Source organism: Streptomyces sp. NPDC028419 (genome assembly GCF_055565515.1).
Window position 1 is genome coordinate 23,312 of the sequence record NZ_JBVHUE010000002.1, and the last position, 20,869, is coordinate 44,180.

The window sequence follows — 20,869 nt, forward strand, 5'->3', positions numbered from 1 at the left end:
CGACCCCCTTCGCGAAAGAAGCACGATGACCGTCACCGCCGCCCCCGCCCCCGCCGCCGCACCCGCTGACGGAGGGGCCCGCCGGAGCCTCCCGGCCGAGGAGCGCCACGCCGCCGAACTCGCCTTCCTCGCCGCCCAGGACGCCGGCCCCCGGCCGCCCGGCTGGCTCCTGACCCCGCGCGCCGTCGTCACCTTCGTCTGCGGCAGCGACGGCGCCGCGCTCGCCCTGCCCGGGCGCCGGGCCGGCCTGCCCGCCAAGCTGGTCATCGCCCCGAAGTTCGTCGGGGAACGGGCCCTCGTCGAACGCTGCGTGGTCACCCTGGCCGGCGAGCGGGGCCTGCTCCTCACCGGCGAACCCGGAACCGCCAAGTCGATGCTCTCGGAACTGCTGGCCGCAGCGGTCAGCGGCACCAGCGCGCTCACCGTGCAGGGCACCGCGGGCACCACCGAGGACGCCTTCCGGTACGGCTGGAACTACGCCCTCCTGCTGGCCCAGGGGCCCACCCCGCAGGCCCTGGTCGACTCCCCGGTGCTCGCCGCCATGCGGACCGGACGGGTCGTCCGGGTCGAGGAGATCACCCGCTGCCTGCCCGAGGTGCAGGACGCGCTGGTCTCGTTGCTCTCCGACCGTCGCATCAGCGTGCCGGAACTCACCGCCACCGAGGACGCGCAGGTCGCCGCCGCGCCCGGCTTCACCGTCATCGCCACCGCCAACCTGCGCGACCGGGGCGTCTCGGAGATGTCCGCGGCCCTCAAGCGCCGCTTCAACTTCGAGACGGTCGAGCCGATCGCCGACGCCGACGCCGAGGCGGCCCTGATCCGCCGCCAGGCGGTGGCCGCCGTCCAGCGGGCGGGCGCGGCCTTCGAGGTCGACGACGCGGTGCTCGACGCCCTGGTCACCGTCTTCCGCGACCTGCGGTCCGGACGCTCCGCCGAGGGCTGGGACGTGGAACGCCCGGGCACGGTCATGTCCACCGCCGAAGCCGTCCAGGTGGCCGCGTCCCTCGGGGTGGCCGCCGCGTACCTGCCCGGTGGGGACGTGTTGGACCTGCTGCCGGGTCACCTCCTGGGCGTCGTCCGCAAGGACGACCCCGCCGATCACGGGCGACTGCTCGGGTACTGGGACGGCCCGGTCCGCCGCCGGGCCGAGGACGGCTCGGCGATGTGGCGCCGCCTGTGGGACCTGCGGGGTTCCCTGCGATGACGATCCCGGACCCCCGCGAGCGGGTGGCGGCGCTGGCCGCGTGCCGGGAGCCGTACCTGCTGGGCGTGCGCCACCACAGCCCCGCCCTGGCCGCCGTCGTGCCCGCCCTGCTGGACGCCTCCGGCGCGGACGTGGTGTGCGTGGAGCTGCCCGCCGACTTCCAGCCGTGGCTGGAACACCTGGCCGACCCGGAGACCGTGGCCCCCGTAGCCCTGGCCGCCGCGGCCGGTGACGGCCGCCTCTCCTTCTACCCCTTCGCGGACTTCTCCCCAGAACTGGCCGCCATCCGCTGGGCCCGAGCCCAAGCGATCGACGTCATCTGCTGCGACCTGCCCCTCAACCGGGCCCCCGACTCAGCCCCGCCGGCGTTTGAGGCGCCCCCGGAGGTCGCGAGTCCGGCCGCGCTGCCGGTGGGGGCTCCCGATGCAGCCGCGCTGCCGGTGGGGGCTCCCGATGTAGCCCCGCTGCCGGCTGGGGCCCCCGATGCAGCCTCGCCGGCGATTGAGGCGCCCCCGGAGGGGACGGCGGACGGGGCGGACGCCCACCGGTCCGGCTACGCCGACGGCCTGACGACCCCGGGCCCGGCCACCGCCACCGGCACCGGCCGCGCGGGCGACGACCTATGGGACCGCTCCGTCGAGGTCCTCGCCCCCGGCTGCACCCCCGAGGCCATCCGCCGCGCAGCCCTCGGCGTGGGCTGGGCCCTCCGGGAGGACACCCGCTCCGTCACCGCCACGGACCTGGCCCGCGAAGCCCACATGCGGCAGATGATCACGACCCTCACCGCCGGAGGCCGCCGCGTGGCCGCCGTGATCGGCGCCTTCCACGCCCCGGCCCTCCTGCCCGGCACGACCGCCCCGGCGGCCGCATCTGCCACCCCGGACCCGGCATCTGCCGCCCCCCGCACCGGTGACACCCCGCACGCCCCCCGCACCGTCGTGACCTCGCTCGTGCCGTACTCCTTCGACCTGCTCGACGCGCGCTCCGGCTACCCCGCCGGCATCCGGGACCCCCTGTGGCAGCAGGCCGTGCTGGCCGCGGCGGGCGACCCCGCCCGGCTGCGCGCGGCGGCCGCCGCCGCGGTGACCGGCGTCTGCCGCGAACTGCGCCGGGCCGGGCACACCGCCGGCACCGGTGAGGCCGCCGAAACCCTGCGCGTCGCCTGCGACCTGGCCCGACTGCGCGGGCTGCCCGCCCCCGGCCGCGGCGAGCTGCTGGAGGCCGTCACGAGCGTCCTGGGCCAGGGCGAACCCCTGGGCCGGGGCCGGGCGCTGGCCCGCGCCCTGGAGGTCGTGCTCGTCGGCACCGCCCGCGGCCGGACCGCCCCGCACACCCCCCGGTCCGGCCTCGGCCCCAGCGTCGAGGCCGAACTGGCCGCGCTGCGCCTGCCGTCCCCCGAGGACCCCGCTCCCCGCGAGGTCCGCCTCGACCCGCTGCGCTCCGCGCTCGACGCCCGCCGCGAGGTGCTGCTGCAACGGCTGCTGGTGTGCGGGGCGGCGTACGGCGAGCCGCTCACCGTCGCCGCTACCGGCGACGGTGCGGCCCTCGGCACCAAGTGGCGGCTCTCCTGGACGCCTTCGGTCCCGGCGCGCCTCGACCTCGCGGGCGTGCGCGGGGTCACGGCCGAGCAGGCCGCGGCCGGCGCCCTGCGCGACACCGCCCGCCGAGCCGTCGCCGAGGGCGGACCGACGAGCGCCCAGGTCCTCACCGGCCTGTCCGCCGCGGCCCGTTGTGACCTGCCCGCCCTCGTGGCGGCCCGACTGGAGCAGGCGGCGCAGGTCCTGCCCTCGGCCGCCACCCTCCCCGAACTCCTCGGTGCCCTGGACCTGTTGGAAGCCCTGCGGCGCGGCCACTTCCCCGGGGTCCGGCCCGACACGACCGAGCTCGCCGCCACCGTGCTGGACGCCTGCGTCCGCGCCCTGCCCGGACTCGCCGGCAGCGAGGACCCGGCCGACGCGGCCGCCCTGGTGGCCCTCGCGGACCGGGCCGCCGCCCAGCAGCTGGGACTACGGCTGGCGGGTTCCCTCGAGGCCCTGACCGGTACGGGTCGCAGCCCGGCGGCCTCCCCGCTGATGCAGGGCGCGGCCTTCGCCGTACGGGTCCTGCTCGACCTGGACCGCGCCGCCGACCTCGGCGCCCGCGCCGCCGGATGGATCGACGGCGCCACCGCCGCCGAGGGCCGCCGCACGCTGACCCGCCGGCTGGCGGGCCTTTTCACGGCCGCCGGGCCGCTCCTCGACGCCTCCCCGGAGGCGCTCTCCCCGGTCCTGGACCGCGTCGACCACCTCACCGACCAGGAGTTCCTGGACCGGCTCCCGGCCTTGCGCGGCGGGTTCGACGCCCTCGCCCCGGCGGCCCGGGACCGGCTCCTGGACACCGTCGCGGGGCGGCTCGGCGACCGGATCGACCTCTCCCTGGACGCGCCGCCCGCCCTCCTGTCGCTCTGGGCCGCGGCGGACGCCGCGGGGCTCGCGGCCCTGCGGTCCCTCCCGCTCCCCCCGGCCCCCGCGCTCCCGCCCGGGCCCGCGGCCCCGGCCCCCGAAGCGCCCGCCGCACCGCTCCCACCGGCCGGGCCCGGCGCCCCGATCACCGGGTCGCCGACCGCGGTCCCGCGGCGGATCGCCCCGGACGACCGGTGGCGGCTGCTCCTGGGGCGCCAGCGGGACCGGCTCTCCGCCGGCGCCCGCCGCTACGCGCACGCCCTGGACGAGCTGTACGGCGCCGGGCGGGGCGAGGGCGCGGGCGACCTCGACGGGGGCGGGTCCGGGTCCGGCGGCGGCCGGGAGGGCTCCTTCCCCACGGCCCGCGAGTGGGCCGAGGAACTGGACGCCCTGTTCGGGACCGACGTACGGGAAGAAGTGCTCGCCGAGGCCGCCGGAGCGGGCCGCACCGACGTACTGACCCAGCTCGACCCCGCCTCCGTACGCCCCTCCGTGGAACTGCTCACCTCGGTGCTCTCCCTCGCCGGGGGACTGCCCGAGCGGCAACTCGCCCGGCTGCGCCCCCTGGTCAAGCGACTGGTCGACGAACTGCGCCGGGAACTGGCCACCCGGCTGCGCCCCACCCTCTCGGGGCTGTCCACCCCGCGCCCCACCCGCCGTCCCGGCGGAGTGCTCGACCTGCCCCGGACCCTGCGGGCCAACCTCGCGCACACCCGCCGGACGGACGACGGCCGCGTGGTCGTCGTACCGCGGCGACCGGTGTTCAGCAGCCGGGTCAGCCGCGAGGCCGACTGGCGGCTGATCCTCGTCGTCGACGTCTCCGGCTCGATGGAGGCCTCCGTCGTGTGGTCCGCGCTGACCGCCGCGGTCCTGGCGGGGGTCCCCACCCTCTCGACCCACTTCCTGGCCTTCTCCACGGAAGTGGTCGACCTCACGGGCCGGGTCGAGGACCCCCTGTCCCTGCTGCTCGAAGTACGGGTCGGCGGCGGTACGCACATCGCGGCCGGTCTGGCGCACGCGCGGTCCCTGATCACGGTGCCGAGCCGGACGCTGGTCGTCGTGGTCAGCGACTTCGAGGAGGGCCACGCGCTCGGCGGCCTGCTGGGCGAGGTCCGCGCCCTGGCCGACTCGGGGGCCCGCCTGCTGGGCTGCGCCGCCCTGGACGACACCGGTGCGCCCCGCTACAGCGTCCCCGTCGCGCAGCAACTCGTCGCCGCCGGAATGCCGGTGGCCGCCCTCAGCCCCCTCGCCCTGGCCCGCTGGGTCGGCGACCGCCTCCGTGGAGAGCGCGCGTGATCCCTGTAACCGCACCCGCACCCGCATCCGCATCCGCTGCCGTGCTCCCCCCGGTGGCTGCGGAGCTGTTGGCCGAGGCCGTCGGCGGGCTCTCCGCGCGGCTGCGCAAGCGGCTCGACGCCACCATCGAGGCCTGCGCGGCGGGCGATCCGCCGGCCGTCGTGGCGGCCGACGGGGAGGTCACCTACCGGTTCGGCGAGGACGCCCTGGTCACCCTGAGCCCCGGCCCCGCGCAGGCGATCACCACCGCCGACCAGGCCGTATGCAGCTGCCTCCTGAGCCCCCGCTGCCTCCACCGCACCGCCGCCCTCGCGGTGTCCCCGATCGCCGAGCCACCGCAGAGCGACCCGGCGGCCGTCCCGGAGCCCGAGCCGGCATCCGACCCGGAGCGTGCCCGCGGCCCGGCGACCACCGCCCCCGCCGAGCCGGAAGCGGGGACCGGGCCCGCGACCGACGGCGCGCCGCCGATCCCGCACCCGTCCCCCGAGCAGCTGGCCGCCGCCGCGGCCCTGTGGGAGGCGGCCGCCGCCGCGCTGGCGGCGGGAGTGCCCGCGGGCGGCGCCGTCGTACAGGCCGAGCTGCTGCGGGCCGCGCACACCGCGCGCCTGGCGGGCCTGCCACACGCCGAGGCGGCCGCCCTCCGGGTGGTGCGCGGGCTGCGCGCCGCCCGCGACCGCAGCGCCGCCCAGCGGCTGACCGAGCTGACGGGGGCCTTTCGCGAGCTGTTGCACACCGCCGCGCTCCCGTCCCCCGGCGGCTCCCGGCGCGCCTACCGGTCCGGCGGCAGCCTGCGCGTGTACGGCCTCTGCCGGGAGCCGGTGCTCTCGGCCACCGGACACGCGGGCGTGGTCACGCACCTCGTCGACGCCGATGGCGACCGGTTCACCCTCGCCGACGTCCGCCCCGGCGGGATCGGGCGGGCCCGGGGCGCCGCGAGCGCCTCCGTGTCCCTCGGCGGCGCCGTCCTCGACCACGCCGGCCTGGCCCGGGGCGCACTGCACGTGGTCGGGGCGACCGTGTCCGACGACGGCCGCCTCGGGTCGGGCCGGGGCGTACGGGCGACGCCGCTGCACGGGATCGACTGGAGCGAGGGACCGGCCGCCGCGCTCTTCGCCCGCCCGGCGGCCGAGGCCGTGGCGCGGGCCCTGGCCGATCCGGCAGCCGACCCGGGCCTGCTCGGATGCGACGTGCTGGTGGTGGCCGCGGCCGGCGACCGGCTGCTGGTCCGCGAAGTGGCGTCCGACGGCGCGGTACGTCCCGGCGCACCGCTGATCGCCCTGGTCCCCGCCCACCCGCATCCGGACCTGGCGCACACCGCGAACCTCCGCCGTCTGGCGGAGCGCCCCGGGCTGGCGCTGCGCGTGCTCGGCCGCCCCGACCCGGACCGGAGCGCGACCCTGCGCCCCCTGGCCGTCGGTCCGGTGCCGGGCTCGGCGTACACCCTGCGGCTGCCGCCGCAGTGGCTGGGCCGGGCCGACCTCGGCTACGACCTGCTCCAGGGGTCCCACCTCCCGGCCGGGGCCGGCGCGCCCGAACTGGCCGACGTACGCGACCGGGAGCCGGTACCGGACGCGCTGGGCGGGTCACCGCTGTGGCGGGTGCAACGGCTGTTGGAATCCGGGGTGGCGGGGGGCCGTCGGGCGGTGGCGGAGGCGGCGCGCGGTGAGTTCGCGCCGAACGGCGGTCGGGGGCCGCTGCGCCGGGCCGGCTTCGCGGGGGCCGAGGAGTTGGCCGCCGCGCTGACCGCCGAGGCCGACCGGCGGTCCCGGGACGTCTTCGGTCGTCTCGTCGATCCCGGCGCCGACCGCTACGCGTGGGCCTGGCTGGCCGCGGCCACCCATCTGCACGCCGCGCGGCGGTCGTTGGCGGCCGCGTCCTGGTCCGCTCAGTAGGCGCCGTTCACGTTGTCGATCGAGCCGTAGCGGGCGGCGGCGTAGTTGCAGGCGGCGGTGATGTTCGCGACCGGGTCGTAGGAGTCGGTCGCGGTACCGGGCACGTGGTACGCCCGGAAGGTGGGGTCGATGACCTGGAGGAGGCCCTTCGAGGGGATGCCCGCCGCCGCGTTGGAGTCCCAGTTGTTGATGGCGAGGGGATTGCCCGAGGACTCGCGCAGGACGTTGCGGCGAATTCCGTCGTAGGTGCCCGGAATTCCGTGCTGGGCCATGATGTCCAGCGACTGCCGGATCCAGCCGTCGAGATTGTTGGCGTACAGGGTCGTGGAACGCACGGATCGGTCGGCCCGCGCGGTCGCGGCCCCCGCATCGCGCCCGGCCGCCACGGTCTTCTTCGCCGAACCCGCCGTCGTGGAAGCCGCCTTCGCCGGTCCGCCGAGCGTCAGTTCGGTTCCCGGACGGATCACGGACGGGTCGCTGCCGATCGCCGCACGGTTGTCCGCGTAGAGCTTCTTCCAGCCGCCGCTCACGGAATGCGATTGGGCGATCGTGGAAAGGGTGTCGCCCGCGACCACCGAATAGGTGGTGGACGCCGCGGCCCGCGCGGAGAGCGCGGGAGCGGTGGCGGCGACGGCGGGGGCCGCGGTCGTGGCGGCGGCCGGCTGTGCGGCATCGGCGCCGGAAGCGCTGATCAGGGGGAGGGCGAGGGCCATGCCGCCGGTGCCCGCGACGGCGAGCAGGCGGGCGAGGGGGCTGGTCTTGGGACGGCGGTGCTTGCCCGATGCGGACATGGCGAATTCCTCTCCGTCGCCTGCGAGGTGAGCTGTCGGGTTCGGACGGGAGCTGTCCGGCCGCACCGTGACGCGGCCCGCCTCCGGACATGCCGAGGCATGACGAGGACGTGCGTGTCAGCGGTGCGACTTCACCCCGAGCCGGGCCGGACGATGCGTCCGGACCAGCGGCCTACCTGGTTCCCCCGCTCCTGCCGTACGTGAGTGGGATGGGTTCCCGGGTAGCGGCAGGATTCGGCGTTCCACCCGGATTGCGGTGACCGTAGAGGAGAGAAGAGGAGGGGAACAAGGGCTTGAATTCCGCGCAGTGATCGGTATATCGGAAACGGCCGGGAAATGGATCTCGCCCGGGCGGGTCGGGGAATGCCGCAATTCATTGCGGCGCCCGGAATCCAGCCTTCCGCTCCCCCCGCGGCGGGGGCCGCGACGGCCGCTCCCACGTGACTGACGTCACCGGCGAGCGGCCCGTACGGCATTCAAGGGCAAATCGCCCATTCAAGCTTCTTGGGGATTTCTTGCCGGGACGCGCGCCCGCCTACGCGGTGCGCTCCGCCAGCTCCTCCAGCCTGCGCAGCGTCTGACGCACCGAGGCGGCGCCGGCGGGCAGCAGCGGCAGCCGCACGTCGGGGGTGGGAATGCGCCCCTGCGCGTGCAGCACCCCCTTCAGGACCACCGGATTCGGCTCGGCGAACACGGCCGCCGACAGTCGGGCCAGCGCGTGCCCCAGCGCCCGCGCGCCGGACGCGTCCCCGGACCGCCAGGCCCGCACGAGCGCGGCGAAACGTTCCGTGGCCAGATGCGCCGAGGCCAGGATCGCGCCGCCCGCCCCGAGGGCGAGCAGGGGCGAGGCGTAGGCGTCGTCGCCCGCCAGGACCGTGAACCCGTCCGGCAGTGCGCCCAGCAGCTCCACCGTGTCCTGATCGATGCCGCCCACCGCGTACTTGACTCCCGCGACCCCCGGCAGCGCCCCGAGGGCCCGCAACGCCCCGGCGTCCAGCGGCTGACCGGTCCGGTAGGGGATGTGGTAGACGACCAGCGGTACGGGAGCGACCTCCGCGAGCCGCTCGAAGTGCGCCAGCACCCCCGCCGCCGAGGGCCGCACGAAGGACGGCACGGTCACCAGCGCGGCCCCCACCTCGGGCCACCGCCGCAGTCCCGCCAGCGCGACCTCGCTCGCCCGCGTGCTGCTGCCGCCCGCCCCGACGCTCAGGAACGCCCCGCGCTCGCGGCAGACCCGTGCGCACACCTCGGTCACCGCGTCGCGCTCCGCCGCGTCGAGGGAGGCGGCCTCGCCGGTCGTGCCGAGGGCGGTGATGCCGGTGGCGCCCGCCGCGAGCACCTCGTGGGCGAGCGACTCCAGGGCGTCCAGGGCGACCGCGCCGGACGCGTCGAAGGGGGTGACGAGCGGGACGTGCAGCCCCGCCAGCCCGTGGAGGCCGGGGAGCGGGGAGGGGTCGGGGAGCGGGGAAGGAGTGGGGAGGGCGGGAAGCGTGGAGGTGTCGCTCCGGGCCGTGTCCTGTGTGGTGTTCTGCGCCATGGGTACGAGGGTGGCCCGCCTCCGAGCCCCGGGTCCAGTTCGCATTTCCGTCCTGACCCGTAAGCTGAGCCGATGCTCGACGTACGCCGCCTGCGCCTGCTGCGCGAACTCGCCCGCCGCGGCACCATCGCCGCCGTCGCCGAGGCGCTGGCCTTCAGCGCCTCCGCCGTCTCCCAACAGCTCTCCGTCCTCGAACGCGAAGCGGGCCTGCCGCTCCTGGAGCGCACCGGCCGCCGGGTCCGGCTCACCCCCGCCGGCCAGCACCTGGTCGGGCACGCGGAAGCGGTGCTGGAACGCCTGGAACAGGCCGAGGCGGACCTCGCCGAGGCCCGCGACGGGCTGGCGGGAGCCCTGCGCGTCGGCGCCTTCCCGACCGCGACCCGGGCCATCGTCCCCGCCGCCCTGGTCACCCTCGCCCGGCGCCACCCGGCCCTGGAGGCGATGGTGTCCGAAACCGACCCCGCCGCCGTCGCCCACGCCCTGCGGGCCGGTGACCTGGACGTGGCGCTGGTCCACGAGTACGACTTCGTGCCCGCGCCCGTGGAACCGGGCCTGGAGACCGAGCCGCTGTGCCGGGAGGCGATGTACCTCGCGGAGCCGACCCCGCCGCCCGGCTCCCCGGCCCCGGACCACGCCCTCGGCCGGGGCGTCGCGCTGCGCGCCCACCGCGACGCGCCCTGGATCACCGCGACCCCGGGAACCCTCTGCCACGCCATGACCGTGCGCGCCTGCCAGGCCGCCGGGTTCACCCCGCGGGAGCGCCACCGGGTGGACGAGTTCGCGACCGTGCTCGCCCTGGTCGCGGCGGGGCAGGGGGTGGCCGTCGTACCGCAGCTCGGCGTGGCCGGATCCGCCGCGCCGGCGGGGGAAGCGGGCGCGCCGAGGGTGCCCGGGGTGCGCCTCACCCGGCTGCCGATGGAGCGGCGCACGAAGATCGCCTTCCGGAGCGGGGCCGCGGCGCACCCGGCCGTGGCCGCCTTCGCCGCGGCGCTGCGCGAGGCCGTACCGCCGGAGCTCGCGCCGCCGCCGGAGCCCGCGCCGTCGCCGCGGCCGGAAACGTGACACAACTCCCGTACCGGGTCACCCGCGCACGCCCCGCCGTGTACGTTCGCGGTACGGCACGGATCACACGAGAACGGGGTACGACGTGACGCATCGCGTACGAGGGGTCATCGCACGGAGCAAGGGCGCACCGGTGGAGACGACGACGATCCTCGTGCCCGACCCGGGACCCGGCGAGGCCCTCGTCAAGGTCCAGGCCTGCGGGGTCTGCCACACCGACCTGCACTACCGCGAGGGCGGCATCAACGACGAGTTCCCCTTCCTCCTCGGCCACGAGGCGGCGGGCGTGGTCGAGGCCGTCGGCCCCGACGTCACCGGCGTCGCACCCGGCGATTTCGTCATCCTCAACTGGCGTGCCGTGTGCGGACGTTGTCGCGCCTGCAAGCGCGGGCGGCCTTGGTACTGCTTCGACACCCACAACGCGACCCAGCGCATGACCCTGGAGGACGGCACCCCGCTCTCCCCGGCCCTGGGCATCGGCGCCTTCGCCGAGAAGACCCTGGTCGCCGCCGGACAGTGCACCAAGGTCGACCCGGCCGCCTCGGCCGCCGCCGCCGGACTGCTGGGCTGCGGGGTGATGGCGGGCCTCGGCGCGGCCCTCAACACGGGCAGCGTCGGCCGCGGCGACTCGGTGGCCGTCATCGGCTGCGGGGGAGTGGGCAACGCGGCCGTCGCCGGCGCCCGGCTCGCGGGTGCGGGGCGGATCATCGCCGTGGACCTGGACGACCGCAAGCTCGAACAGGCCAAGGGGCTGGGCGCCACCCACACCGTCAACGGTCGCACCGAGGACGTGGTCGAGGCCGTCAAGGCCCTCACCGGCGGCAACGGCGCGGACGTGGTCATCGACGCCGTCGGCCGCCCGGAGACCTACCGCCAGGCCTTCTACGCCCGTGACCTGGCCGGCACCGTCGTGCTGGTCGGCGTACCCACCCCGGAGATGCAGCTCGAACTCCCGCTGCTCGACGTCTTCGGCCGCGGCGGCTCCCTCAAGTCCTCCTGGTACGGGGACTGCCTGCCCGAGCGGGACTTCCCCCTGCTGATCGACCTCTACCTACAGGGCCGTCTCGACCTCGACGCCTTCGTCTCCGAGACCATCGCGCTCGACGACGTCGAGGAGGCCTTCGCACGGATGGAGCGCGGCGAAGTGCTGCGCTCGGTCGTCCTGTTCTGAACCGCCGCGCCGGGCCGCGGACTCCCGCGGCCCGGCCCGCACCCGCCCCCGCACTACACTCGGCCCGGCCGCCGTTTCCGTCGCGGCCCGGGACGCGGCCGCGGCGCCGGTGACGGAGCGCGGGGGACCGACCAGCGCCCGCACCGACCTTGGGATCCGTTCGTGACCAACAGCCACAGCTACCGTCAGCCCGGCGTCGTCCTGACCGACCACCACTTCACGGTCCCGCTCGACCACGACCGTCCCGACGGCGAGCGGATCGAGCTGTACGCCCGGGAGGTCGTGGCCACGGGCAAGGACCCGGCCGCGCTGCCCTGGCTCCTCTACCTGGAGGGCGGCCCCGGCTTCGGCGCCCGCCGCTTCACCGGCCGCCAGGCCTGGCTGGAGCGGGCGCTCACCGAGTTCCGGGTGCTCCTCCTGGACCAGCGCGGCACCGGCCGCTCCACCCCGGCGAACCGGCAGACCCTCCCCCTGCGCGGCGGCCCCGCCGAGCAGGCCGAGTACCTCGCGCACTTCCGCTCCGACGCGATCGTCCGCGACTGCGAGGCCATCCGTGCGGAGCTGACCGGCGGTGCGCCGTGGACCGTGCTCGGCCAGAGCTTCGGCGGCTTCTGCGTCACCCACTACCTGTCCACCGCGCCCGAGGGGCTGTCCGCCGCGCTGATCACCGGCGGCCTGCCCGCCCTGGACGCGAGCGCGGACGAGGTCTACGCGGCGGCGGCCCCGCGGATCGAGCGGAAGAACGCGGCGCACTACGCCCGTTACCCGATGGACGTCGAACGCGCCCGCGCCGTCGCGGCCCACCTCGCCGAGCACCCCACCGAACTCCCCGGCGGGCACCCGCTCACCCCCGAGGCGTTCCAGTCGCTGGGCATCCTCCTCGGCACCGGCGACGGCAGCCACCAGCTGCACTACCTGCTGGAGGACGCCTTCGTCCCCACCCCCGCCGGACCCCGCCTCTGCGACGCCTTCCTGGACGGCGCGCGGTCCCTGCTGTCCTTCGCCGGCCACCCCCTGTACGCGCTCCTCCACGAGGCGATCTACGCACAGGACCCGGCGCTCCCCACCGCCTGGGCCGCGGAGCGGGTGCGCGCCGGGCAGCCGCGCTTCGACGCCGCCAAGACCCTGGCCGGGGACGAGCCGCTGCTCTTCACCGGCGAGAGCATCCACCCCTGGCACTTCACCACCGACCCGGCCCTCGTCCCGGTGCGCGCGACCGCCGAGGCCCTCGCCGCCCGCACCGGCTGGCAACCCCTCTACGACCGGGCGCGCCTCGCGGCGAACGAGGTACCGGTGGCCGCGGCCGTCTACCACGACGACCTGTACGTGGACACCGCCCACTCCCTGGACACCGCCCGCGCGATCCGGGGTTTGCGCACCTGGGTGACGGACGAGTTCGAGCACGACGGCGTCCGCGCGGGCGGCCCGCGCGTCCTGGACCGCCTCCTCACCCTGGTCCGGGACGAGGGCTGACGCCAGGTCGTTCGGCGGCGGGCGGTGCACCCCTGGGCTGCCCGCCTGCCGTGACCGTTCACTCCACCGGCGAGGTCACCGCACGCAGGCCGTAGTCCAGTTCCGCGCCGTCGACGAGGAGGGCTTCGACCGCGCCCGTCGCGGGGTCGATGTCCGCCGCCATTCCGTCCCCCTCGTACCGGGGGTAGCCCGAGGCTCCGGTCTGCCCGGTCGCCCCGACGACGGCGGAGCGCACGGCGTGCCGCGCGGCGGGGCCGGCGTCCTCGCCCTGGACGTGTTCGGGAACCAGCAGGACCTCGAAGCGCTTCGGTGCGGTCGTCATGCGCCGACGCTAACAGCAGGGCTCCGGGCCCCCACGGAGCCACGTCCGGGCCCTGAGGAGGACGTGGCGCCGGTGCCCGACGGCGAGTAGCCTCCAGTCGATCATCACACTGCCTGGGGGGCATTCCTTGAGCTTGGCCACCGTCCTACTGACCATCGGTCCCGTCGCCCTCGTGGCCGGCGCCACCGTCGCGCTGAACATCCGGGGGAGCGCGGAGGGGCTGGAGCGCTGGGCCACCGGCAACCAGCAGCGCGCGATGCACGCCCGGGGAGACCTCGGGCCGCCCGAGCGGGTCCCGTCAGCGCAGTTCTACCGCTACCTCGCCGCCCTCATCACCTTCGGAGGGCTCGTGTTCACCCTCGGCGGTCTCCTGGAACTCGCCTGACGGCCGTTCCACCGCCCCGCCGGCCCGGTCGGACCCGCCGGCGGTCGGTTCGACGAAGGCACGGGTCAGGTGGGCCGTGGCCAGCAGGGCCCCGCGCGCCGCGGCCCGTGCCAGCAGGTCCACGCGGGAGGCCCGGGCGGCGGCCGGGTCCCGTTCGTGGGCGTACGCCACCGCGGGATCGGCCAGTTGGACGGCGTGCACCCACACGTCCCCGGTGACGACCACGTCCCGCCCCCGTCCCCGCCCACCGGCCGCTGTCACCAGCACCGACTGGTGGCCCGGCGTGTGCCCGGGGGTGGGCAACAGCGTCATCCCGTCGCCCAGCCGGTGGCGCCCCTCCACCTCGTGCAGCTGTCCGGTGGCCCGCAGCGGATCCACGGCCCAGCGCCGCACGGGATCCGCCGGGTCCAGGGCGGCGACCTCGGCGCGCTGGACGACGTACCGCGCGGCCGGGAAGAGGGGCTCGCCCGCGGCGTCGACCGACCAGCCCGCGTGGTCCTCGTGCAGGTGCGTCAGCACCACCGTGTCCACATCGGCGGGGGCGATCCCGGCCCGGGCCAGTGCCTCGGGCAGCCGACCCGGTACGGGCGCCCAGCCCGCGGCCGGTCCGTCGGCCGGACCGACCCCCGCGTCCACCAGTACCCAGCGACCACCGGGCCGGGAGATCGCGAAGCACCGGAAGTCCAGCCGCCAGGTGCCACCGGGTCCCACCGCCCCCGGGTCGATCCGGGCCGCGCGCGCCCAGTCCGCGGCGCGGGCGTCCGGGAACGCCACCCGCGCCGGTTCGAAGAAGGTCCCGGTGGCGTCCAGCAGGGCCGTCACCCGTCCGTAGCGCTCGGGCGTCGCCGCTCCCGCGGCCGCCGCAGCCGTCGCCGATCCTTCGTGATGGCCCATGCCGCCCCCGTTCCACCGTGGTTGACGGGTCCTCGGGCAACCCGTCGCCTATCGTGCGCATCATGACCGACGACGTGATCCGTGAACCGAATCAGCTCGACCCCATGCCCACCGACTGGCAGCGCGCCCTGGCCGTGGTGGCCCACCCCGACGACCTGGAGTACGGCGCCGCGGCCGCGGTGGCGGCCTGGACCGATGCCGGCCGTGAGGTCGTCTACCTGCTCGCCACGCGCGGCGAGGCCGGCATCGACGGCATCGCGCCCGAGGAGTGCGCCCCGCTGCGCGAGGCCGAGCAGCGCGCCAGTGCGGCCGTCGTCGGCGTGCACGCGGTGGAGTTCCTGGACCACCGCGACGGCGTGGTCGAGTACGGCCTCGGCCTGCGCCGCGACATCGCGGCCGCGATCCGCCGCCACCGCCCCGAGCTCGTCGTCACGCTGAACCACCGGGACACCTGGGGCGGGGAGGGCGGCGGCGGTTACTGGAACACCCCCGACCACCGGGCGGTCGGCCGGGCCACGCTGGACGCGGCCGCTGACGCGGGCAACCGCTGGATCTTCCCCGAACTCATCACCGAGGAGGAGCTGGAGCCCTGGAACGGGGTGCGCTGGGTGGCGGTGGCCGGCACCAGCACGCCGACGCACGCGCAGGACGCGGGCCCCGGGTTCGAGCGGTCGGTCGCGTCCCTGTTGGAACACCGCGCCTACATCGAGGGATTGACGGACGAGGACCCCGAGAGCTACGCGCGCGGCTTCCTGACGACGAACGTGGAGCGGGCGGCGCCCCGGTTCGGCGGCCGCCCCGCGGTCGCCTTCGAGGTCTTCCCGCGCTGACCCTTCCAACGGGTCGGCCCGCGCCCTATTCTGACGCATCGTCAGATGTGAGGGAGCCGGGCGTGATCGACACTCTGTCCACGGAGATCGGGAAGGGTGAGGAGCGCATCGGGCTGGAGGTCGCCGACGGCCTCGCGGTCCTCACCCTGTGCCGCCCGGAGAAGCTGAACGGCTGGAGCTGGGAGTCGACGCGGCAGCTCGGCCTGCTCGCGGACCGGATCCGCTTCGACGGCTCCGTCCGGGCCGTCCTGCTGCGGGCCGAGGGGCGGGCCTTCTGCGCGGGCATCGACGTCACCGCCCCCGGCGGAGCGATCACCGGCGCCTCGGCCGCGGAGCGGACCCGCAACTACTACGAGGGCATCCGTTGGGTGCACGAGCGCTTCGCCGTCCTCGCCCGCCTCCCGCAGCCGGTGGTCGCCGCCGTCCAGGGCTACTGCCTCGGCTTCGGCTTCGAGCTGGCGCTGATGGCGGACATCCGGATCGCGGCGGACGACGCCGTCTTCGCACTGCCGGAAGCCGGGCTGGGCGTGGCCGTGGACGCGGGCGGCGACCTGCGGATCGCCCGCGAGGCCGGCGCGGGGTGGGCGAAGCTGCTGGCGCTGACCGGCCGCCGGATCGACGCGGCCACGGCCGAGCGGTTGCACCTCGTACAACTGGTGACCACGCGCGAGGAACTGGACGCGCGGGCGCGGGCGGTGGCGACGGAGATCGCGGCGAACGCTCCGCTCGCGGTCCAGGGCATCAAGCGGGCGATCGACGCCTACGCCGACGCGGCCCTGCCGGGCGCCCTGGACCGGGTCGCGATGACGGCGGCCCTGACGCTGACCTCCGAGGACAGCCGCGAGGGCTACGCGGCCAAGGCGGCCCGCCGCCCCCCGCACTTCGAGGGGCGGTAGCCTCCGGGCCGCTCACCCCTCGAAGGGCCCGCGCCCCAACTGGGCGCGGAGCGGGACCACCTCCGGGTTGACCAGGGAGCGGCGCTGCCAGTTCGCGCCGTCCACCACCAAGGTGTGCCCGGTGACGAAGCGGGCGTAGGGCGAGGCCAGGAAGGTGGCGGCCCAGCCCAGTTCGCGGGGGCGGCCGACCCGCAGCGCGGGCTGGCGGCCGTCCTCGGCGTCGGGGCCGGCGCGGTCGAGGCCGCCCCGGATGTCCGCGCTCATGTCGCCGTGCGGGAAGAGGCCCGGGACCAGGCCGTTGATCTGGATGCCGTACGGGCCCCACTCGACGGCGAGGGTCTCCACCAGGTTCTTCACCCCCGCCTTGGCGGCCGCGCTGTGCGCGAAGCCCGGACCGCCCGTCCAGGCGTAGGAGGCGCCGATGTTCACGATCGACCCCGGCGTGCCGGCGGCGAGGTGGCGGCGGCCGAACTCGCGGGTCATGAACCAGGTCCCGGTCAGGGTGATGTCGACGACCGCCCGCCAGGCGTTGGGGGAGAGGTCCTCGGCCGGGCAGGGGAAATTGGCGGCCGCGTTGTTGACGAGCACGTCCGGCAGCCCGAGCGCGGCCGCGGCGGCGTCGAAGACCTCCGCGATCCGCTCCGGGTCCCGGATGTCGCACACGGCCGCCGTCACCCGCCCCGCGCCGGGGACCGCGGCCAGCTCCTCGCGCGCCGCCTGCAACCGCTCGGCCCGGCGGCCCGCGATCACCAGGTCGGCGCCGAGCCGGGCGAACTCGATCGCGATGGCCTTGCCCAGCCCGGACCCGCCGCCGGTGACCAGGACCACCTGGCCCGCGAAGGTACCGGGCGGGAGGGCGCTGGCGCCGGGCGGCGGCGGCCCGGGGAGACCGCCGGGGACGGGCGGGGAAACCGGTGCGGGCGGGGCGTGCTCGGGGGACTCCATGGATTCCATGGGGGCATCGATAGCGTGCCCGGCCCGAGATCGCCATGCGCACGGGCAGGCATGCGCGGCGGGGACGTTTCCGGGGCGCGGGACGGGGGGAGGCGGCCACTGCGTGCATCCGCCGGCCGGGCGGCGAGCGGCTCCGCCCGTTTGGTTCGGTCCGGACGAACTGGTTCCCAACGCGACAAGCGACCGCTTAGTATGCCCGCGGAGCGTGGTTCATCGACGGCGGCTGGAGGCCCCGGATGCAGGCATGGCGAGTACATACCCCGGGTGAGCCCCGTGAGGCCATGCGCCTCGAAGAGATTCCCGAACCGGTACCCGGTGAGGGCGAGGTGAAGCTCAAGGTGCTCGCGGCCAACGTCAACTTCCCCGACGCGCTGCTCTGCCGCGGCCAGTACCAGATCAGGCCGCCGCTCCCCTTCACCCCGGGCGTCGAGATCTGCGGCGAGACCGAGGACGGCCGCCGGGTGATCGCCAACCCGAGCCTGCCGCACGGCGGTTTCGCCGAGTACGTCACGGCGAACGAGCGCGCCCTGCTCCCCGCGCCCGAGAGCCTGGACGACGCCGAGGCGGCGGCCCTGCACATCGGCTACCAGACCGGCTGGTTCGGCCTCCACCGCAGGGCCGGGCTCCGGGCCGGCGAAACGCTCCTCGTGCACGCCGCCGCGGGGGGCGTCGGCAGCGCCGCCGTCCAGCTCGGCAAGGCCGCCGGGGCCACCGTCATCGGGGTCGTCGGAGGCAAGGCCAAGGCGGCCGCCGCCGAGGAGCTGGGCTGCGACCTGGTCATCGACCGGCACACCGAGGACCTGGTCGCGCGGGTCAAGGAGTTCACCGGCGGCCGCGGCGCCGACGTGGTCTACGACCCGGTCGGCGGCGACGCCCACACCGCCTCCGCCAAGTGCGTCGCCTTCGAGGGCCGGATCCTGGTCGTCGGCTTCGCCAGCGGCACCATCCCCACCCCGGCCCTGAACCACGCCCTGGTCAAGAACTACGCGATCGTCGGCCTCCACTGGGGCCTGTACGCCAGCAAGGAACCGGCGGCCGTCCTCGCCTGCCACACCGAACTCACCCGGCTCGCGGCCGAGGGGGCCATCAAGCCGCTCGTCAGCGAGCGGGTCCCGCTCGCCGGGGCGGCCGAGGCCGTCCAGCGCCTCGCCGACGGGGTCACCACCGGCCGCCTGGTCGTCGTACCGGCCCTGGACGGAGGCGCCCGGTGACCACCGCCGAGGAACTGGTCGAGCGCACCCGCGCGCTGCTCGCGGCCCACCCGCCCGCCGACACCTCCCGCACCGGCTTCCTGCGCGCCCGCTTCGACGCCGGACTCGCCTGGGTGCACTACCCCGAGGGCCTCGGCGGCCTCGGCGTCCCGCGCGCCCTCCAGGTGACCGTGGACGCCGAACTGGAGGCCGCCGGAGCGCCCGACAACGACCCGCGGCGGATCGGCATCGGGCTCGGCATGGCCGCGCCCACGATCCTCGCCTACGGCACCGAGAAGCAGAAGCGCCGCTTCCTGCGCCCCCTGTGGGTGGGGGAGGAGGTCTGGTGCCAGCTGTTCAGCGAACCCGGCGCCGGATCGGACCTCGCCGCGCTCGGCACCCGCGCCGTGCGCGACGGCGACCACTGGGTCGTGGACGGCCAGAAGGTGTGGACCTCCAGCGCGCACACCGCCCGCTGGGCCATCCTGATCGCGCGCACCGACCCGGCCGTGCCCAAGCACCGCGGCATCACCTACTTCCTCTGCGACATGACCGCCCCCGGCGTCGAGGTGCGGCCGCTGCGCCAGATCACCGGCGAGGCCGAGTTCAACGAGGTATTCCTCACCGGAGTGCGGATCCCCGACGCCCACCGGCTCGGCGCCGTCGGCCAGGGCTGGGAGGTCGCCCGCACCACCCTCATGAACGAACGCGTCTCCATCGGCGGCATGCGGATCCCGCGCGAGGGCGGCATGATCGCTCCGGCCGCGGCCGCCTGGCGCGAGCGCCCCGAGCTGCGCACCCACGCCCTGCACCAGCGGCTGCTCGAACTGTGGGTCGAGGCCGAAGTGGCCCGGCTCACCGGCGAACGGCTGCGCCAGCAGCTCGCCGCGGGAGTACCCGGCCCGGAGGGCTCCGGCATGAAGCTCGCCTTCGCCCGCCTCAACCAGGAGATCAGCGGCCTGGAGGTGGAACTCCTGGGCGAAGAGGGCCTGTTGTACGAGGACTGGACCATGCGCCGGCCCGAGCTCGTCGACTTCACCGGCCGCGACGCCGGATACCGCTACCTGCGCGCCAAGGGCAACAGCATCGAGGGCGGGACCAGCGAGGTCCTCCTCAACATCGTCGCCGAACGCGTCCTGGGCCTGCCCGCCGAGCCGCGCGACGACAAGGACCTCGCCTGGAAGGACCTGGCCCGATGACCTCTTCCCTCGACCTGCTCTACTCCGAGACCGAGGAGGAACTGCGCGCGGCGGTACGGGCGTTGCTCGCCGACCGCTGCGCCCCCGCGGCCCTCCTCGGGCGCATCGAGAGCGGCGACCCCTACGACCCGGCGCTCTGGAGCACCCTCGCCTCGGGCATCGGCGCGGCCGGTCTCCTGGTGCCGGAGAAGCTCGGCGGGCAGGGCGCGGGACACCGCGAGGTGGCCGTCGTCCTGGAGGAACTGGGTCGGGCCGTCGCCCCGGTCCCGTTCCTCACCAGCTCCGTCCTGGCCACCGCGATCCTGCTCGACTGCGACTGCCAGCACCCGGCCGTCGCCGGGCTGCTCGCCGAGCTGGCCGCCGGGACGCGCGTGTGCGTCCCGGTCCTGCCGCTCACCCTCGGCCCCGGCGCGCAGCCCGCCGTCCTGGTGCGGGACGCCGGTGACGGCACACTGACCGGTACCGTCACCGCCGTCGCGGACGCGGCCGCCGCCGACGTGCTGCTCGTGCTCGCCGAGAGCGGGCTCTACGCCGTCCCGGCCGCGGCGGCCCGGATCGAGGCCCAGGTCCCGCTGGACCTGACCCGGCCGCTGGCGTCCGTCACCCTGGAGGGGGCCCGCGGCACCCGGCTCGCGGACCCGGCCACCGCCCGCGCCGCGCTCGCCGGGGCGTTGCTCTCCGGCGCGGGGCTGCTGGCCTCGGAACAGCTCGGGCTGGCGCAGTGGTGCCTGGAGGAGACGGTGGCCCACGTCCGCACCCGGCACCAGTTCAACCGGCCCATCGGCTCCTTCCAGGCCCTCAAGCACCGGCTCGCGGCGCTCTGGCTCGACATCGCCTCGGCCCGCGCGGCGGCCCGGGCCGCCGCCGACGCCCTGGCCACCTCGGCCCCGGACGCGCCCCTGGCCGTGGCCGTCGCGCAGGCCTATTGCTCGGGGGTCGCCGTCCGCGCCGCCGAGGAGTGCGTCCAGCTGCACGGCGGCATCGGCATGACCTGGGAACACCCCGCCCACCTCTACCTCAAGCGGGCCAAGGCCGACTCCCTCGCCCTGGGCACGGCGGGCCACCACCGCGCCCTGGTCGCCGACTTCGCCGAACTCCCGGCGCCGTAGCCACCGCGCTGCGCGGTGAACTCCGTGGCGTAGCGGCTCATCGTCCGGATGGTGCCCGCCGGGGTCGGTTCCCGGCCCGCGGCGTGCGGGGCGAGCGTGGTCTCGCCGATCCCGGGCCGGTGGCCGGTGGTGCGGTCGTCCTCCCGGATGCGCGGGCGGGTGGTGCCCAGGAGGATCGTCTCGCCGTCCGTCCAGGACCGATCGGGTGCGCCCGATACCGCCG

The 20,869-nt window shown here is 76.1% G+C and carries 17 protein-coding genes and 1 riboswitch; of the genes, 12 read left to right on the forward strand and 5 right to left on the reverse strand.

The window, feature by feature from the left end; translation table 11 throughout:
• The first annotated feature begins 25 nt into the window (after positions 1 to 25).
• The 3 genes from ACZ4UB_RS02500 to ACZ4UB_RS02510 are packed head-to-tail and all read left to right on the forward strand — an operon-like array spanning position 26 to position 6,833.
• Positions 26 to 1,204: an ATP-binding protein gene (locus ACZ4UB_RS02500; protein WP_468067762.1), complete on the forward strand. Its 1,179-nt coding sequence runs from the start codon at positions 26 to 28 to the stop codon at positions 1,202 to 1,204.
• A complete protein-coding gene (locus ACZ4UB_RS02505) occupies positions 1,201 to 4,941 on the forward strand; it encodes a DUF5682 family protein (RefSeq protein ID WP_468067763.1) in 3,741 nt (1,246 codons plus the stop codon). The genes ACZ4UB_RS02500 and ACZ4UB_RS02505 overlap by 4 nt, the downstream gene beginning before the upstream one ends.
• A gap of 53 nt (positions 4,942 to 4,994) precedes the next feature.
• Positions 4,995 to 6,833, forward strand: coding sequence for a hypothetical protein (locus tag ACZ4UB_RS02510; RefSeq protein ID WP_468067764.1), 1,839 nt, complete (start codon positions 4,995 to 4,997; stop codon positions 6,831 to 6,833).
• Here the strand turns inward: ACZ4UB_RS02510 and ACZ4UB_RS02515 are convergent.
• The gene (locus ACZ4UB_RS02515) at positions 6,827 to 7,624 is read right to left on the reverse strand and encodes a transglycosylase SLT domain-containing protein (protein WP_468067765.1); all 798 of its coding nucleotides are present in this window, start codon (positions 7,622 to 7,624) and stop codon (positions 6,827 to 6,829) included. The two genes, ACZ4UB_RS02510 and ACZ4UB_RS02515, sit on opposite strands and share 7 nt — an antisense overlap.
• 4 nt (positions 7,625 to 7,628) lie before the next feature.
• Positions 7,629 to 7,869: riboswitch (cyclic di-AMP (ydaO/yuaA leader) on the reverse strand.
• A 290-nt stretch (positions 7,870 to 8,159) separates the two neighbouring features.
• Positions 8,160 to 9,161 (reverse strand): dihydrodipicolinate synthase family protein, encoded by a 1,002-nt coding sequence (locus ACZ4UB_RS02520; RefSeq protein WP_468067767.1) that lies wholly within the window; start codon positions 9,159 to 9,161, stop codon positions 8,160 to 8,162.
• Between the two features lie 72 nt (positions 9,162 to 9,233).
• Between ACZ4UB_RS02520 and ACZ4UB_RS02525 the strand changes: the two genes are divergently transcribed.
• From ACZ4UB_RS02525 to ACZ4UB_RS02535, 3 genes are all read left to right on the forward strand, one after another.
• Entirely contained in the window at positions 9,234 to 10,223 is a 990-nt protein-coding gene (locus ACZ4UB_RS02525; RefSeq protein ID WP_468067768.1) for a LysR substrate-binding domain-containing protein, read from the forward strand.
• 85 nt (positions 10,224 to 10,308) lie between these two features.
• Positions 10,309 to 11,394 (forward strand): S-(hydroxymethyl)mycothiol dehydrogenase, encoded by a 1,086-nt coding sequence (locus ACZ4UB_RS02530; protein WP_468067770.1) that lies wholly within the window; start codon positions 10,309 to 10,311, stop codon positions 11,392 to 11,394.
• A 162-nt stretch (positions 11,395 to 11,556) separates the two neighbouring features.
• Positions 11,557 to 12,867, forward strand: a complete 1,311-nt coding sequence (locus tag ACZ4UB_RS02535; protein ID WP_468067771.1) for an alpha/beta fold hydrolase — start codon at positions 11,557 to 11,559, stop codon at positions 12,865 to 12,867.
• A gap of 58 nt (positions 12,868 to 12,925) precedes the next feature.
• Here the strand turns inward: ACZ4UB_RS02535 and ACZ4UB_RS02540 are convergent, their stop codons facing one another.
• Positions 12,926 to 13,189, reverse strand: a complete 264-nt coding sequence (locus ACZ4UB_RS02540; RefSeq protein ID WP_468067772.1) for a hypothetical protein — start codon at positions 13,187 to 13,189, stop codon at positions 12,926 to 12,928.
• Positions 13,190 to 13,316: 127 nt separating this feature from the next.
• Between ACZ4UB_RS02540 and ACZ4UB_RS02545 the strand changes: the two genes are divergently transcribed.
• Entirely contained in the window at positions 13,317 to 13,574 is a 258-nt protein-coding gene (locus tag ACZ4UB_RS02545; RefSeq protein WP_468067773.1) for a hypothetical protein, read from the forward strand.
• Here ACZ4UB_RS02545 and ACZ4UB_RS02550 read toward each other — a convergent pair.
• The gene (locus ACZ4UB_RS02550) at positions 13,488 to 14,468 is read right to left on the reverse strand and encodes an MBL fold metallo-hydrolase (protein ID WP_468067774.1); all 981 of its coding nucleotides are present in this window, start codon (positions 14,466 to 14,468) and stop codon (positions 13,488 to 13,490) included. The genes ACZ4UB_RS02545 and ACZ4UB_RS02550 overlap by 87 nt on opposite strands.
• 62 nt (positions 14,469 to 14,530) lie before the next feature.
• Here ACZ4UB_RS02550 and ACZ4UB_RS02555 point away from each other — a divergent pair, with 62 nt between their 5' ends.
• Complete coding sequence (locus tag ACZ4UB_RS02555) at positions 14,531 to 15,298, forward strand: PIG-L deacetylase family protein (RefSeq protein WP_468067775.1); 768 nt, start codon at positions 14,531 to 14,533, stop codon at positions 15,296 to 15,298.
• A 62-nt stretch (positions 15,299 to 15,360) separates the two neighbouring features.
• Positions 15,361 to 16,194, forward strand: a complete 834-nt coding sequence (locus tag ACZ4UB_RS02560; RefSeq protein WP_468067776.1) for an enoyl-CoA hydratase/isomerase family protein — start codon at positions 15,361 to 15,363, stop codon at positions 16,192 to 16,194.
• Positions 16,195 to 16,206: 12 nt separating this feature from the next.
• Here ACZ4UB_RS02560 and ACZ4UB_RS02565 read toward each other — a convergent pair whose 3' ends face one another.
• Positions 16,207 to 17,148 carry an SDR family oxidoreductase gene (locus ACZ4UB_RS02565; RefSeq protein ID WP_468067777.1) on the reverse strand — a complete coding sequence of 314 codons (942 nt, stop codon included), beginning with the start codon at positions 17,146 to 17,148 and terminating at the stop codon, positions 16,207 to 16,209.
• Between the two features lie 236 nt (positions 17,149 to 17,384).
• Between ACZ4UB_RS02565 and ACZ4UB_RS02570 the strand changes: the two genes are divergently transcribed.
• From ACZ4UB_RS02570 to ACZ4UB_RS02580, 3 genes are read left to right on the forward strand one after another with little or no spacing between them, the layout of a single operon-like run.
• Complete coding sequence (locus tag ACZ4UB_RS02570) at positions 17,385 to 18,359, forward strand: NADPH:quinone oxidoreductase family protein (RefSeq protein WP_468067778.1); 975 nt, start codon at positions 17,385 to 17,387, stop codon at positions 18,357 to 18,359.
• Positions 18,356 to 19,537 (forward strand): acyl-CoA dehydrogenase family protein, encoded by a 1,182-nt coding sequence (locus ACZ4UB_RS02575; RefSeq protein WP_468067780.1) that lies wholly within the window; start codon positions 18,356 to 18,358, stop codon positions 19,535 to 19,537. The genes ACZ4UB_RS02570 and ACZ4UB_RS02575 overlap by 4 nt, the downstream gene beginning before the upstream one ends.
• Positions 19,534 to 20,646: an acyl-CoA dehydrogenase family protein gene (locus ACZ4UB_RS02580; protein ID WP_468067782.1), complete on the forward strand. Its 1,113-nt coding sequence runs from the start codon at positions 19,534 to 19,536 to the stop codon at positions 20,644 to 20,646. Before ACZ4UB_RS02575 ends, ACZ4UB_RS02580 begins: the two co-directional genes overlap by 4 nt.
• The last annotated feature ends 223 nt before the right edge of the window (positions 20,647 to 20,869 follow it).